Source organism: Pseudomonas macauensis, from assembly GCF_047902425.1.
GTDB lineage: Bacteria > Pseudomonadota > Gammaproteobacteria > Pseudomonadales > Pseudomonadaceae > Pseudomonas.
The window spans coordinates 1,433,043-1,447,151 of sequence record NZ_CP138377.1; the positions used below are offsets into that span (position 1 = coordinate 1,433,043).

At 65.7% G+C, this 14,109-nt stretch carries 13 protein-coding genes; 7 read left to right on the top strand and 6 right to left on the bottom strand.

Going from position 1 to position 14,109, the window contains the following annotated elements:
* Window positions 1-36 precede the first annotated feature (36 nt).
* From SD196_RS06760 to SD196_RS06775, 4 genes are all read left to right on the top strand, one after another.
* Window positions 37-1,158 (top strand): aromatic ring-hydroxylating oxygenase subunit alpha, encoded by a 1,122-nt coding sequence (locus tag SD196_RS06760; protein ID WP_275610598.1) that lies wholly within the window; start codon window positions 37-39, stop codon window positions 1,156-1,158.
* Between the two features lie 52 nt (window positions 1,159-1,210).
* Complete coding sequence (gene gabD / locus SD196_RS06765) at window positions 1,211-2,659, top strand: NADP-dependent succinate-semialdehyde dehydrogenase (protein ID WP_416311207.1); 1,449 nt, start codon at window positions 1,211-1,213, stop codon at window positions 2,657-2,659.
* 61 nt (window positions 2,660-2,720) lie between these two features.
* The gene (locus SD196_RS06770) at window positions 2,721-3,680 is read left to right on the top strand and encodes a PDR/VanB family oxidoreductase (RefSeq protein ID WP_416311721.1); all 960 of its coding nucleotides are present in this window, start codon (window positions 2,721-2,723) and stop codon (window positions 3,678-3,680) included.
* Window positions 3,681-3,942: 262 nt separating this feature from the next.
* Window positions 3,943-5,028: a helix-turn-helix domain-containing protein gene (locus tag SD196_RS06775; protein WP_275610601.1), complete on the top strand. Its 1,086-nt coding sequence runs from the start codon at window positions 3,943-3,945 to the stop codon at window positions 5,026-5,028.
* 1 nt (window position 5,029) lies between these two features.
* On the opposite strand, the gene SD196_RS06780 is transcribed toward SD196_RS06775, so the two are convergent.
* From SD196_RS06780 to glpK, 4 genes are all read right to left on the bottom strand, one after another.
* Complete coding sequence (locus SD196_RS06780; RefSeq protein WP_275611900.1) at window positions 5,030-5,356, bottom strand: GlpM family protein; 327 nt, start codon at window positions 5,354-5,356, stop codon at window positions 5,030-5,032.
* 94 nt (window positions 5,357-5,450) lie between these two features.
* Window positions 5,451-6,992, bottom strand: coding sequence for a glycerol-3-phosphate dehydrogenase (gene glpD / locus SD196_RS06785; RefSeq protein ID WP_416311208.1), 1,542 nt, complete (start codon window positions 6,990-6,992; stop codon window positions 5,451-5,453).
* 153 nt (window positions 6,993-7,145) lie between these two features.
* On the bottom strand, window positions 7,146-7,901 hold the full coding sequence (locus SD196_RS06790) for a DeoR/GlpR family transcriptional regulator (RefSeq protein ID WP_331316450.1): 756 nt from the start codon (window positions 7,899-7,901) through the stop codon (window positions 7,146-7,148).
* A 157-nt stretch (window positions 7,902-8,058) separates the two neighbouring features.
* Window positions 8,059-9,573, bottom strand: a complete 1,515-nt coding sequence (gene glpK, locus SD196_RS06795) for a glycerol kinase GlpK (RefSeq protein WP_343574316.1) — start codon at window positions 9,571-9,573, stop codon at window positions 8,059-8,061.
* Window positions 9,574-9,745: 172 nt separating this feature from the next.
* Between glpK and ybaK the strand changes: the two genes are divergently transcribed.
* Both ybaK and SD196_RS06805 read left to right on the top strand, forming a co-directional pair.
* Window positions 9,746-10,216 (top strand): Cys-tRNA(Pro) deacylase, encoded by a 471-nt coding sequence (gene ybaK, locus SD196_RS06800; RefSeq protein ID WP_331316446.1) that lies wholly within the window; start codon window positions 9,746-9,748, stop codon window positions 10,214-10,216.
* A gap of 93 nt (window positions 10,217-10,309) precedes the next feature.
* Entirely contained in the window at window positions 10,310-11,092 is a 783-nt protein-coding gene (locus SD196_RS06805) for a PhzF family phenazine biosynthesis protein (protein WP_343574311.1), read from the top strand.
* A gap of 3 nt (window positions 11,093-11,095) precedes the next feature.
* Here the strand turns inward: SD196_RS06805 and SD196_RS06810 are convergent, their stop codons facing one another.
* Window positions 11,096-12,181, bottom strand: coding sequence for an ABC transporter ATP-binding protein (locus SD196_RS06810; protein WP_343574308.1), 1,086 nt, complete (start codon window positions 12,179-12,181; stop codon window positions 11,096-11,098).
* 133 nt (window positions 12,182-12,314) lie between these two features.
* Complete coding sequence (gene argF, locus SD196_RS06815; protein ID WP_275610608.1) at window positions 12,315-13,232, bottom strand: ornithine carbamoyltransferase; 918 nt, start codon at window positions 13,230-13,232, stop codon at window positions 12,315-12,317.
* A gap of 293 nt (window positions 13,233-13,525) precedes the next feature.
* Between argF and SD196_RS06820 the strand changes: the two genes are divergently transcribed.
* Window positions 13,526-13,963 (top strand): hypothetical protein, encoded by a 438-nt coding sequence (locus SD196_RS06820; protein ID WP_331316438.1) that lies wholly within the window; start codon window positions 13,526-13,528, stop codon window positions 13,961-13,963.
* Window positions 13,964-14,109: the final 146 nt, after the last annotated feature.

Genomic DNA, 14,109 nt, shown 5'->3' on the forward strand with positions numbered 1-14,109 from the left:
CCTCGCCGCGAGTCGATGAAGCCTGGAGATAGCAAGATGACCGATTTCGAACGCCTGCCCGCCGATTTCTGCAACAACCCCAACCACGCCTACACCATTCCGGCGAAGTTCTACACCAGCGATGCCGTGTTCGAGCACGAGAAGGAAAAGATCTTCGCCCATAGCTGGATCTGCATGGGCCACCGCAGCGAAGTGGCGGAAAAGAACGCCTACATCGTCCGCGAAGTGATCGGCGAGAGCATCATCGTCGTCCGTGGTCGTGACGGCGTGCTGCGCGCCTTCTACAACGTCTGCCCGCACCGCGGTCACCAACTGCTGGAAGGCACCGGCGGCATCGCCAAGAACGTGATCGCCTGCCCCTACCATGCCTGGACCTTCAAGCTCGACGGCGAGCTGACCCACGTGCGCAACTGCGACCAGGTGGAAGCCTTCGACAAGGGCGACTACAGCCTGGTGCCGGTGAAGGTCGAAGAGTACGCCGGCTTCATCTTCATCAACATGGATCTCGATGCCGGCAGCGTCGAAGAGCAGCTGCCGGGCCTGGAAGCGCGCATGCGCCAGGCCTGCGGCGTGATCGACGACCTGCACCTGGCCGCCCGCTTCGTCAGCAACACCCCGGCCAACTGGAAGTCCATCGTCGACAACTACATGGAGTGCTACCACTGCGGCCCGGCTCACCCGAGCTTCGCCGACTCCGTGGACGTTGGCCAGTACACCCACACCCTGCACGGCAACTGGTCGCTGCAGTACGGCATCGCCAAGTCCTCCGAGCAGTCGTTCAAGGTCGACGAAGGCGTTTCCGATCCGTCCTTCGCCGGCTTCTGGGCCTGGCCGTGCACCATGTTCAACGTGCCGCCGGGCGCCAACTTCATGACCGTGATCTACGAGTTCCCGGTCGATGCCGAAACCACCCTGCAGCACTACGACATCTACTTCCTCAACAAGGACATCACCGAAGAGCAGCAGAAGCTGATCGACTGGTACCGCGAAGTCTTCCGTCCGGAAGACCTGCGCCTGGTGGAGAGCGTACAGAAGGGCCTGAAGTCCCGCGGCTACCGTGGCCAGGGCCGGATCATGGTGGACAAGGAGCGCTCCGGTATCAGCGAGCACGGCATCGCCCACTTCCACAACCTGATCGCCGTCGCCCACCTCGACTGATCCATATCGCCGCCGGCCCCTGCGGCCGGCGGTCTCTCGCGGAGTGCCTTGCGTGAAACTCAACGATTCCAACCTGTTCCGCCAGCAAGCCTACATCGATGGGCGCTGGTGCGACGCCGACGACGGCCGCAGCCTGGACGTGCATGACCCGGCCACGGGCGAGCGCCTGGGCAGCGTGCCGTTGATGGGCGGCGCCGAAGCGGTGCGCGCCATCGAAGCGGCCAACGCCGCACTGGAAGGCTGGCGGGCGAAAACCGCCAAGGAGCGCGCGCAGATCCTGCGCCGCTGGTTCGAGCTGCTGCTCGAACACGAAGAAGACCTGGCCCGGCTGATGACCTTCGAGCAGGGCAAACCGCTGCACGAAGCCCTCGGCGAAATCCGTTACGCGGCTTCCTTCATCGAGTGGTTCGCCGAAGAAGGCAAGCGCATCTACGGCGACGTGATTCCCAGCCCGGCGGCGGACAAGCGCCTGCTGGTGATCAAGCAGGGTATCGGCGTCTGCGCGGCCATCACCCCGTGGAACTTCCCGGCGGCGATGATCACCCGCAAGGCCGCGCCGGCACTCGCCGCCGGCTGCACCATGGTGATCAAGCCGGCCAACGAAACGCCGTTCTCCGCACTGGCGCTGGTGGAACTGGCCGAGCGTGCCGGCATCCCGGCGGGCGTGCTCAGCGTGGTCACCGGCGACGCGCCGGCCATCGGTGCCCAGCTCACCGGCCATCCGCTGGTGCGCAAGCTCAGCTTCACCGGCTCCACGCCGGTCGGCCGCCTGCTCATGGGCCAGTGCGCCGAAACCATCAAGAAAGTCTCCCTGGAGCTGGGCGGCAACGCGCCGTTCATCGTCTTCGAGGACGCCGACATCGAGGCCGCGGTGGAAGGCGCCTTGATCGCCAAGTACCGCAACGCCGGGCAGACCTGCGTATGCGTCAACCGCTTCTACGTGCATGACGCGGTGTACGAACGCTTCTCCGCGCGCTTCGTCGAGCGCGTGCGCGAACTGGCGGTTGGCCATGGCGCCGAGCAGGGCACCCAGATCGGACCGCTGATCACCGACAAGGCCGTGGCCAAGGTGCAGAGCCTGGTCGATGACGCCACCGCCAAGGGTGCCGAGCTGGTGCTGGGCGGCAAGCTCCATGCGCGCGGCGGCAACTTCTTCGAGCCCACCGTGCTTGGCGGCATCCGCCCCGGCATGGACCTGCTGCAGGACGAAATCTTCGGTCCGGTGGCGGCGCTGGTGCGCTTCTCTTCCGACGCCGAAGTGATCGAGCTGGCCAACGACACCCTCTATGGCCTGGCCGCGTACTTCTACAGCCGCGACCTGGCCCGCGTATTCAAGGTCGCCGAGCGTCTGGAGTACGGCATGGTCGGGGTCAACACCGGGCTGATCTCCAACGAGGTCGCGCCCTTCGGTGGCGTCAAGCAGTCGGGCCTGGGCCGCGAAGGCTCCAAGTACGGCATCGAGGACTACCTGGAAATCAAGTACCTCTGCCTGGCGGTGTGAGCCGGGCGAGGAATAGCCGGGGCGGCGAGGCCGCCGCCCCGTGTCGCAATTGAGGTGAATGATGGCCAACACATACGAGATGTTCAGCGTGCGGGTGACCGCGGTAGAACAGGCGACCCCGCAGATCAAGCGCTTCACCCTGGCGCGCACCGATGGCCAGCCGATGCCGGCCTTCACCGGTGGCAGCCACGTGATCGTGAAAATGACCGACGGCCTGAGCAACGCCTACTCGCTGATGAGCGACCCGCGCGACCTGAGCCACTACCAGATCGGCGTGCGCCTGGAAGAACAGTCCAAGGGTGGTTCGGCCTTCATGCACCAGCAGGTGGAAGTCGGCAGCGAGCTGACCATTTCCACCCCGAACAACCTGTTCGGCCTGGACCCCAAGGCCGGACGCCATGTGCTGATCGCCGGCGGCATCGGCATCACCCCGTTCCTTTCCCAACTGCATGAGCTGGAAGGCGGCGCGGTGCCCTACGAACTGCACTACGCCTTCCGCAGCCCGGAGCACGGCGCCTTCCAGGGCGAGCTCGCCGACGGCCCGCATGCCGAGAGTGTGCGTTTCTACATCGACAGCCTGGAACGCCGCCTGGACCTCGCCGGGCTGTTCGCCTCGCTGGCGGAAGACGCCCACGTGTACGTCTGCGGTCCCAAGCCGCTGATCGATGCCGTGATCGACGGTGCGAAAAAGGCCGGCATCGCCGAATCCCGCGTGCACTTCGAACAGTTCGCCGCGGCCCCGGCCAGCGGCGGCGCCTTCACCCTGGTGCTGGGCCGCTCCGGCCGCGAGCTGCGGGTGGAAGAGGGCATGACCATCATCCAGGCCATCGAGAACGTGAAGGCCGCCAAGGTGGAGTGCCTGTGCCGCGAAGGTGTTTGCGGCACCTGCGAGACGGCCATCCTCGAAGGCGAGGTCGAGCACTTCGACCAGTACCTCTCCGACGATGAAAAAGCCTCGCAGCAGACCATGATGCTCTGCGTCTCGCGTGCCCGTGGCGAGCGCCTGGTGATCGATCTCTGATCCGTGCGTAGGGCGTACAACCGTTCGCGGTTGTACGCCGATACACCGCGCTCCATCGTCGGCTCCGACTACGTTCGAAGCGCTCTGGCATGGAGCTGCGGGCTCCCGTCCGGAGTGCGGTGGGCTACGGTCAAACGGCGTATAACGTCGAACGTTATACGCCCTACGTTCCATCTATCCGTAACTGCCACGCCTCTGTTATCCACCAGTTTACAGCTGTGTATACTGCGGTCCTCGACGACTTTCAGGGACCACGCCTTCCATGCAGGAAAACAGCTTCGCCTTCCGTCTCAAGGAATTGCTCGAACTCCACAAGCTGACCCTGCAGGCAGTGGGCACGGCCCTGGGCATCTCGCGCACCGCGGTGCACAAGTGGACCAAGGGTGGCGAGATCGACTACGACAACCTGCGCAAGCTGGCGGATTTCCTCAAGGTCAACTGGATCTGGTTGCGCTACGGCGAGGAAGCCCTGCGCGACGTGCAGCAGGCCGAGCCGATCGAACTGCCGATGACCGACCTGCGCCGCCGCTACACCGCCGAGATCATGGAAAGCGAGACGCGCATGAAGCTGGCCCAGGAAGGCGCACGCATCGTCACCTGGGAATGGAACCTGATCAGCGACGAAGTGACCTACTCGCCCAACGTCGAGGCCGTCTATGGCTGGCCGGTCACCTCCAACAAGGACTTCTGGCGCCATCTGCCGCCGGAGGACGTCGCCGCCATGCAGTCCATGTACGACCGCGCCATCGCCGAGGGCGGTACCTGCGAGTGCGACTTCCGCATCTTCCAGCCCGATGGCGCGCTGCGCTGGATCGCCTCCCGCGCCACCGTGGTCCAGGACGCGGCGGGAAGGCCGGTGAAAATGGTCGGTATCAGCATGGACAACACCGCGCGGATGATCACCGAGGAGGCGCTGCGCAACAGCGAGGAGCGTTTCCGCGCGATCTTCGAACTGACCTGGGGCGCACTGGCCTACATCGGCCTGGACGGCGGCTGGCAGCGGGTCAATGGCAGCCTCTGCGAACTGCTCGGCTACAGCCCGCTGGAGCTGTACTCCATGACCTTCCAGGAGCTCACCCACCCGGATGACCTGGGCAAGAATCTCGAATTGCTGCGCCAACTGCTGGCCGGCCATTTCGACCGCTACGTGGTGGAAAAGCGCGTGCGCCGGCGCGACGGCGCGTATGTCTGGGTGCGCGTGCGCACCTCGCTGCAGCGCCGCCGCCAGGATGGCCTGCCCGACCACCTGATCAGCGTGTTCGAGGACATCAGCGCCGAGCGCGCCGAACGCGACCGCCTGCAGGCGCGCATCGCGGAACTGGAAGCCCGCCTGGCCGAACGCGCCTGATTCAGTGCAGGCGCACCCATACGCCCACCAGTAGCGAGGCGGCCACCAGCCAGGCCAGCGCCGCCATCGCCAGGGATAGCTCCAGGCGCAGGCGATCCACCAGCAGGTAGAGCGCGGCGAGGTAGACGAAGTAGGGGATGATCGACCACATGCCGAAGGCGATGGTGGTCTTCAGGTCATCCAGCGAGCGGCTCTTGCCGACGATGTAGTGGGCGATCAGGGCGAAGGTGGGGAACAGCGGCACCAGCCCGGCGATGTAGTAATTGCGCGTCTTCGACAGCGCGGCGAGGATCAGCACCACGCCGGCGCCGAGGGTTGCCTTGAGAATCAGGTCCACGGAGTTCTCGATACAGCGACGCCACCGGAATGGTGGCGTCGGGCATTATCGGCGAGCGCGGCAGGCCGTCAATCAGAGCGTGCGTTCAGGCCACCTGCGTGCTCGGCTCCAGCGGGCTTTCGCTGTGCAGGAACTGCTCCAGCCGCTCCTGCTGCCGGTCGGTGAGGAACAGGCCGAGCTTGGTGCGGCGCCAGAGAATGTCTTCGGCTTCGCGCGCCCACTCCTCGCGGCACAGGTATTCCACTTCACGGGCATAGAGCCCGCCACCCAGGTGTTCGCCCAGCTCGCTGAGGTTGGCGGCACCGTCCAGCAGCTTCCAGATGCGATTGCCGTAGGTGCTGGCCCAGCGCCGGGCGAGAGCGGGGTCGAGCTGGCGCAGGTGCTCCATCAATTGGATGGCCAGGTCCTCGATGCCGAGCATCGCTTCGCCGCCGGGCAACGGGGCGCCGGCGGTCCAGCGCGGACCCATGACGCCGGCGAAGTAGGGCGCCAGTTGCTCCAGCGCGGCTTCGGCGAGCTTGCGGTAGGTGGTGAGCTTGCCGCCGAACACTGAGAGCAGCGGGGCTTCGCCGGGGGTGTTGTCCAGCGCCAGGGTGTAGTCGCGGGTGACGGCGGACGGATCGTCGGACTCGTCATCGCACAGCGGGCGAACCCCGGAGAAGCTGCGCAGGATGTCCTCGCGGCCGAGTTGGCGCTTGAAGTGGGCATTGACCACGTTCAGCAGGTAATCGGTCTCTTCCTCGCTGATGCGGATCTGCGCCGGGTCGCCCTTGTACTCGCGGTCGGTGGTGCCGATCAGGGTGAAGCGCTGCAGATACGGGATGGCGAAGACGATGCGGCGGTCCTCGTTCTGCAGGATGTAGGCATGATCGCCGTCGTACAGGCGCGGCACGATCAGGTGGCTGCCCTGGATCAGACGGATGCCATAGGGCGGGCGCTGGCGCAGTTCCTCGCGCAGAAAGCGGTCGACCCAGGGGCCGGCGGCGTTCACCAGGCAGCGGGCGCGGACCGAGTAGAGGCTGCCGTCCTTGCGCTCCAGGTGCAGGTGCCACAGCCCCTTGCTGCGCCGTGCACTGACGCAGCGGGTGCGCGGGTGGATATGCGCGCCGTGCTCGCGGGCGCTCATGGCGTTGAGCACCACCAGGCGGGCGTCGTCCACCGAGCAGTCGGAATATTCGAAACCGCGGCTGATCTCGGCTTTCAGCGGGCTTTCCGGGCCGAAACGCAGGCCGCGCGAACCCGGCAGCTTCTCGCGCTTGCCGAGGTGGTCGTAAAGGAACAGGCCGGCGCGGATCATCCAGGCCGGACGCAGGTGCGGACGGTGCGGCAGGACGAAGCGCAGCGGATGGACGATATGCGGTGCCTTGGCCAGCAGTACTTCGCGTTCGGCCAGGGCTTCGCGCACCAGGCGGAATTCGTGGTGTTCGAGGTAGCGCAGGCCACCGTGGATCAGCTTGCTGCTGGCGGAGGAGGTGTGGCTGGCCAGGTCATGCTGTTCGCAGAGGAACACCGACAGGCCGCGCCCGGCGGCGTCTGCCGCGATGCCCACGCCATTGATGCCGCCACCGACGACGGCCAGGTCATAGACTTCGGCCAGGGGCGCGTGGCGTGAGCGGGTTGGATTCATGGGGCGCCTCGGTATTGGAAATGAACGCGGTTATGTTCGTTTTCGAAAATATCTTAGTTCGATGAACGAAACATGACCAGCCGAAAGCGCGAAATCGCGCATACATTCGTCAGTTTCTTCGAAATTGAACGTGCGGGGATTGGCGGCGCGCGCTCAGACCAGTTCGAGCTGGACCTTGTGCTGTGCCAACAGGCGCGCCACGGCGGCGGGGGGCGGGCTGTCGGTGAACACGCGGTTGACTAGGGCGATCGGCCCCAGGCGCACCATGGCGTTACGCCCGAACTTGCTGGAGTCGGCGGCGAGGAACACCTGCCGGGCGTTGTCGATGATCGCGCGGGAGACGCGCACTTCCTGGTAGTCGAAGTCCAGCAGGCTGCCGTCATCGTCGATGCCACTGATGCCGACCACGGCGAAGTCGACGCGGAACTGCTCGATGAAGTCCACGGCCGCCTGGCCGACCACGCCGCCGTCGCTGCGCACCGTGCCGCCGGCGACCAGCACTTCGAAGTCGTCCTTGCCGGCGAGGATGCTGGCCACGTGCAGGTTGTTGGTGATGATCTTCAGGTGGTTGTGGCCGAGCAGGGCGCGGGCGATCGCTTCGGTGGTGGTGCCGATGTTGATGAACAGCGAGGCGTTGTCCGGGATGTGCGCGGCGATGGCTTCGGCGATGCGCTGTTTTTCGTCGCGCATCTGGTCGGCACGGGTGTTGTAGGCGGTGTTCTCGACACTCGAGTCCCAGGCCGCACCGCCGTGGTAGCGGCGCAGCAGGCTCTGCTCGGCGAGCTGGTTGATGTCACGGCGGATGGTCTGCGGGGTGACGGCGAACTGCTGGGCGAGTTCCTCGATGCTCAGGTAGCCGCGCTCGCGGACCAGGTCGAGGATGCTTTGCTGTCGGGGTGGCAGGTTCATGCGCGGTGCTCGCTGGGACGGGCCGAAGGGGCAAGGATGCCGGAGTGGGCAGGGTATGTCATGAACTTGTAGGAGCGAGCTTGCTCGCGAACCCCGCTTGGCACGTCGGCATCAGGCGGTTCGCGAGCAAGCTCGCTCCTACAAAGAGCCTGTCGCGTCAGTCCTCGGCGGCCCAGCCGCGAGTACGCTCCACCGCCTTCTTCCACCCCGCATACAGCCGTGCGCGCTCCGCTTCGTCACACGCCGGCTGGAACACCCGCTCGATCACCGCCTTGTTCTTCAGCTCCGCGAGGCTGCCCCAGAAGCCGCAGGCCAGCCCTGCCAGTACGGCGGCGCCGAGGGCAGTGGTTTCGCGCATCTGCGGGCGCTCCACCGGGGTGCCGAGGATGTCGGCCTGGAATTGCATGAGGAAGTTGTTGGCCACCGCACCGCCGTCCACGCGCAGGGCGCGCAGCGGTTCGCCGGCGTCCTGCTGCATGGCGTCGAGTACATCACGGGTCTGGTAGGCGATGGATTCCAGGGTGGCGCGGATCAGGTGGTCGGCCTTGACCCCGCGGGTCAGGCCGAACAGCGCGCCACGGGCGTACGGGTCCCAGTAGGGGGCGCCGAGGCCGGTGAAGGCGGGGACCAGGTACACGCCGTTGCTGTCCTTCACCTTGGTGGCGAAGTATTCGGAGTCGTGGGCGTCGTTGATCACCTTCAGTTCGTCGCGCAGCCACTGCACGGTGGAGCCGCCGTTGAACACCGCGCCTTCCAGCGCATAGGCCACTTCGCCGCGCGGGCCGCAGGCGATGGTGGTGAGCAGGCCGTGGGTGGACTTCACCGCCTTGGCGCCGGTGTTCATCAGCAGGAAGCAGCCGGTGCCGTAGGTATTTTTTGCCTGGCCCGGCTCCACGCACATCTGGCCGAACAACGCGGCCTGCTGGTCGCCGGCGATCCCGGCGATCGGCGTGCGGTGCACGCCCAGGCCACCGACCTTGCAGTGGCCGTAGATTTCGGAGGAGGCGCGCACCTGTGGCAGCATGGCACGCGGGATGTCCAGCGCGGTGAGCAGGCGCTCGTCCCAGTCGCGCTTGTGGATATCGAACAGCAGGGTGCGCGAGGCGTTGGTGTAGTCGGTGACGTGCACCTCGCCTTCGGTGAGCTTCCAGATCAGCCAGCTGTCCACGGTACCGAACAGCAGCTCGCCGCGCTGGGCGCGTTCGCGAGCGCCGTCGACGTTGTCGAGGATCCACTTGAGCTTGGTGCCGGAGAAGTAGGGGTCGATGACCAGTCCGGTGGTGTCGCGGATGTGCTGTTCCAGGCCGTCGCGCTTGAGCTGCTCGCAGATCGCCGCGCTGCGCCGGCACTGCCAGACGATGGCGTTGTGGATCGGCCGGCCGGTAGCCTTGTCCCACACCAGGGTGGTCTCGCGCTGGTTGGTGATGCCGATGGCGGCCACTTCGGCGACGCCGATGTTAGCCTGGGCCAGCGCCTCCACCAGGGTCGAGCTCTGAGTTGCCCAGATTTCCATGGGGTCGTGCTCGACCCAGCCCGGCTGCGGGTAGATCTGCGCGAACTCGCGCTGGGCCACGCTGACCACGTTGGCATCATGATCGAAGATGATGGCGCGGGAGCTGGTGGTGCCCTGGTCGAGGGCAACGACATATTTCTTGTTCGTAAGGTTCGTCATGGCGGCGGCCTTGTGCGGATTCCATTCGGCGATCCCGGCTGCGGAGCCGAGAAGAGAATGGCGCAGAACATACGGGATTCATCCCCGTCGGTGAAGCGAACTCCGTGCAACGCACCACACCTTGGCTTACTGTTATGCGCTTGAAAGCCGCTTGCGAGAACCCTGCACGACCATGACTCCCGCCATCGACCTGTTGAAGAAGAACCGCGCCGAACACCAGGTGCTGAGCTACGAGCACGACCCCAAGGCGCCCTCTTATGGGCTGGAGGCTGCCGAGAAGCTCAACCTCGATCCGGCCCGGGTGTTCAAGACCCTGCTGGCCGCCAGCGAGAAGGGCGAGCTGCTGGTGGCCGTGGTGCCGGTGGCCGGCACCCTGGACCTCAAGGCGCTGGCCCATGCTGCCGGGGTGAAGAAGGCCGACATGGCCGACCCCAACGCCGCCCAGCGCGCCACCGGCTATCTGGTCGGCGGCATCAGCCCGCTGGGGCAGAAGAAGCGCCTGCGCACCTTCATCGACGAATCCGCCCAGGCTTTCCCGACCATCCATGTCAGCGCCGGCCGGCGCGGCCTGGAAGTGGAACTGAGCGCCGGGACGCTGGCCACGCTGACTGCCGCGAAGTTCGCCCCGATCGGTCGAAGCTGAACGGTCGAAGCAGTCGACTGTCTGGTCCGTTCTGTACGGTTCGCGGTTCGGTGGCTTCTGTCATGCTCGGGCATCACTTTTCAGGAGACTGCCATGCAACTCGACTTCCATCAGGTCGATGCCTTCACCGACCGCCCCTTCGCCGGCAACCCGGCGATGGTCTACCGCCTGGATGCCTGGCTGGCCGACGAGTTGATGCAGAAGATCGCCGCCGAGCACAACCTGTCCGAAACCGCGTTCCTGGTGAACGAGGCCGACGGCTGGCGCATCCGCTGGTTCACCCCGACCGCCGAGGTGCCGCTGTGTGGCCATGCCACGCTGGCGAGCGCCCATGTGCTGTTCGAGGTGTTCGGCGAGCCGGGCCAGTCCCTGGAGTTCAATTCGCAATCCGGGCCGCTGCGGGTGTTCCGCGAGGAAGGCCGGCTGGCCCTGGATTTCCCCGCCCAGCCGCCAAGCGAGGCGGGCAGCACCGTGGAGCTGGAGCAGGCGCTGGGCCTGCCGGTAGTGGACGCCCTGAATACCCAGTCGCACCTGCTGGTGCTGCTGGAGTCGGAATACGCGGTGCGCAGTTGTTCGCCCGACTTCGCGGCACTGGCGCGCATGCCGTACCTGGGGGTGATCGTCACCGCGCGCAGCGACGACCATGACTTCGTCTCGCGCTTCTTCGCCCCGGCCATCGGCCTCAACGAAGACCCGGTGACCGGCGCTGCCCATTGCAGCCTGATTCCCTACTGGTCGCAGCGCCTGAACAAGCTGCAGATGCGCGCCTACCAGTGCTCGGCGCGTGGCGGCGAGCTGTGGTGCCGCCTGGAGGGGGATCGGGTGCGTATCGCCGGCCATTCGCGGCTGATCGCCAGCGGCCGGATCGTCATCTGACGGTCAACGCTGGCGGTTGAGGACCTGTTGCGCTTCCACGCTGCCCTGGGCGGGGAACAGTACCAGGTGCTCGGCGGCCACGCTGATGCCTACCTCATCACCGGGTTGGTGATCGGCATGGCTGGGGAAGATCGATTCCAGCTGGGTGCCGGTGGGAAGCTGAAGACGGTAAAGGGTCGCGGCGCCGAGGAATGACTTGCCGACGATCCGCGCCTTGAGCGCACCCTCGGTAGCCGGCACCAGGTCGTCCGGACGCAGCAGCACATCCACCGCGCTGCCATTGGGCAGGCTGTAGGCGCGGTTGCCGCGCAGCACACCCAGTTCGGTCTGCACCGCGTCGGCGCCGTGCATCTGGCCACGAATGAAGTAGCCCTGGCCGATGAAGCTGGCCACGAAGGGCGTCTGCGGTTCGTGGTAGAGATTGAACGGGGTATCCCACTGCTCCAGCCGGCCGTGGCGGAACACGCCCACATGGTCGCTGACGGCGAAGGCTTCTTCCTGATCATGGGTGACCAGGATGGCACTGGTGCCGCGCGCCTTGAGAATGTCGCGCACCTCGTGGCTGAGCTGGCGGCGCAGCTCCACGTCGAGGTTGGAGAAGGGTTCGTCGAGCAGCAGCAGTTGCGGTTGCGGAGCCAGCGCACGGGCCAGGGCCACGCGCTGTTGCTGGCCGCCGGAGAGTTCGTGCGGGTAGCGCTGGCCCAGGGCATCGAGCTTCACCAGTTGCAGCAGCTCGTCGACGATGCGCGTGCGCTCGGGATGCTTGCGAATGCCGAAGGCGATGTTGTCCGCCACCGACAGGTGCGGGAACAGCGCGTAGTCCTGGAACACCATGCCGATCCGGCGCTTCTCCGGCGACAGGGTGAAGCCGGGGCGGGAGATGACTTCGCCGGCCAGTTCGATGCGCCCGTCCTGCACCGGCTCGAATCCGGCGATGGCGCGCAGCGTGGTGGTCTTGCCGCACCCCGAAGGGCCCAGTAGGCAGCCGATGTCGCCGGCATTCAGGTGCAGGCTGACGCCTTGCACCACGCGCTGCTGTTCATAGCCACAGGAAAGGTTATCGAGGGTGAGCAGCAGCGGTTGTGTCATCGAGCTTGGAACCTGTTCGGCATCTCGCCGAGCGCAGTTCGGGCCGGGCGGAAGCGGGAAATGAGGCGCAGTCTACGCCGGTTCCTGCATCCAAGGCCGCCCGGTCAGGCACGGGCGGCGGATGGAGAGGCTGTCAGGCGTAGTGGGCGTGCTCGACCAGCAGTTCGAGCAGGGCTTTCTGGGCGTGCAGACGGTTTTCCGCCTGGTCCCAGGCCACCGAGCGCGCGTCGTCCAGCAGGTCTTCGCTGATCTCTTCGCCACGGTGGGCCGGCAGGCAGTGCATGAATAGTACATCCGCCGCCGCGCCATCGAGCAGCGCACGTGTTACCTGATATGGCTGGAACAGGCGCAGGCGCGCGGCCGCTTCGTCTTCCTGGCCCATCGAGGCCCAGACGTCGGTGCTCACCAGGTGCGCGCCGGCCGCCGCCTCGCGCGGGTCGCGGACGACCTTCACGCGATCGCCCGCCAGCTCCAGCAGGGCGGCGTTCGGCTCATAGCCTTCCGGGCAGGCCACGCGCAGCTGGAAGTCGAAGCGGATGGCCGCCTCGATGTAGCTGTTGCACATGTTGTTGCCGTCGCCGATCCAGGCCACGGTCTTGCCGGCGATGCTGCCGCGATGCTCATGGAAGGTCTGCATGTCGGCCAGCAGCTGGCAGGGGTGCAGGTCGTCCGACAGGCCGTTGATCACCGGCACGCGGGAATTCTCGGAGAACTCGATCAGGTTGCTGTGGGCGAAGGTGCGGATCATCACCGCATCGACCATCCGCGACATCACCTTCGCGGCATCGGCGATCGGCTCGCCGCGGCCCAGCTGGGTGTCGCGCGGGGAGAGGAAAATGGCCTGGCCGCCGAGCTGGATCATGCCGGCTTCGAAGGAAATCCGCGTACGGGTCGAGGCTTTCTCGAAGATCATGCCCAGCACGCGGTTCTTCAGGGGCTCGTAGAGCACGCCTCGGTCACGCAGGTCCTTCAGCTCGCTGCCGCGGCGGATCAGACCGAGAAGTTCGTCGGTCGTGTAATCCAGCATCGAGAGGAAGTGCCGTGCGCTCATGGTTCGTACCTACTACTTATTCTCAGAATCGGGCCGAGGTAGCGACCGGATTTCGTGAGAAAAAACGGCTGAACCTGCGGCGGGACCGCATGGAGCGGAAAATGGGGGAAGGCGCGATCCTATAAGGAAATTACGCATCTACGCAAGTTTCGTCCGGAGAGGGATCGAGTGGACACAGAAATTTCCCTCTGAGGGGACGGACGAGGCCGACATACGAGGCATTGGGGCGATTGATAGCTTTTCGCCGCCTTCGGAAGTTGGCCTATCTGTTTCATCCCTCAAGGAGTTGTTTCATGAAGAAGTTCTGGATGTCCGCTGCCATCGCCGCCGTGATCGCCACTGCCAGCGGCTGCACCACCTACAACATCAGTCAGCCGAGCGCCGCGCTGGACCAGGAGGTCAAGACTGGCCTGAAGGCCGATGTCGCCGTAGGTGAGACCATCAGTGGCCAGTCCCAGGTCAACATCCTGTTCGGTTTCCTGAAGTTCGGCGGCGACTCCCAGTTCGCCGACGGCGTGACCTACGGCGGCGAGTCCGGCGGCCTGGGCCTGGGCGCCTTCGATCCGATCTCCAGCGCCAAGGCGGCGGCTGCCTTCAAGGCAGTGAAGAGCTCTGGCTCCGACCTGATCGTGGCGCCGCGCTATGAAGTGAACGTCCAGGATTACTTCATCTTCAAGAAGGTCGACGTCAAGGTCACCGGCAACAAGGGCTCGATCAAGAGCATTCACTGATCCGCCCCGCCGATGGGGGGATCCCGTCGGTGCATTGCGCGGGCGCCATGGCGCCCGCGCAATCCTTCCATCCTCCCCTCTGATGCCTCCTGATTCACCCGACTGACGCTGGTGGCGTTCGTCGCATCCCCGCTCCATAGTGCTTG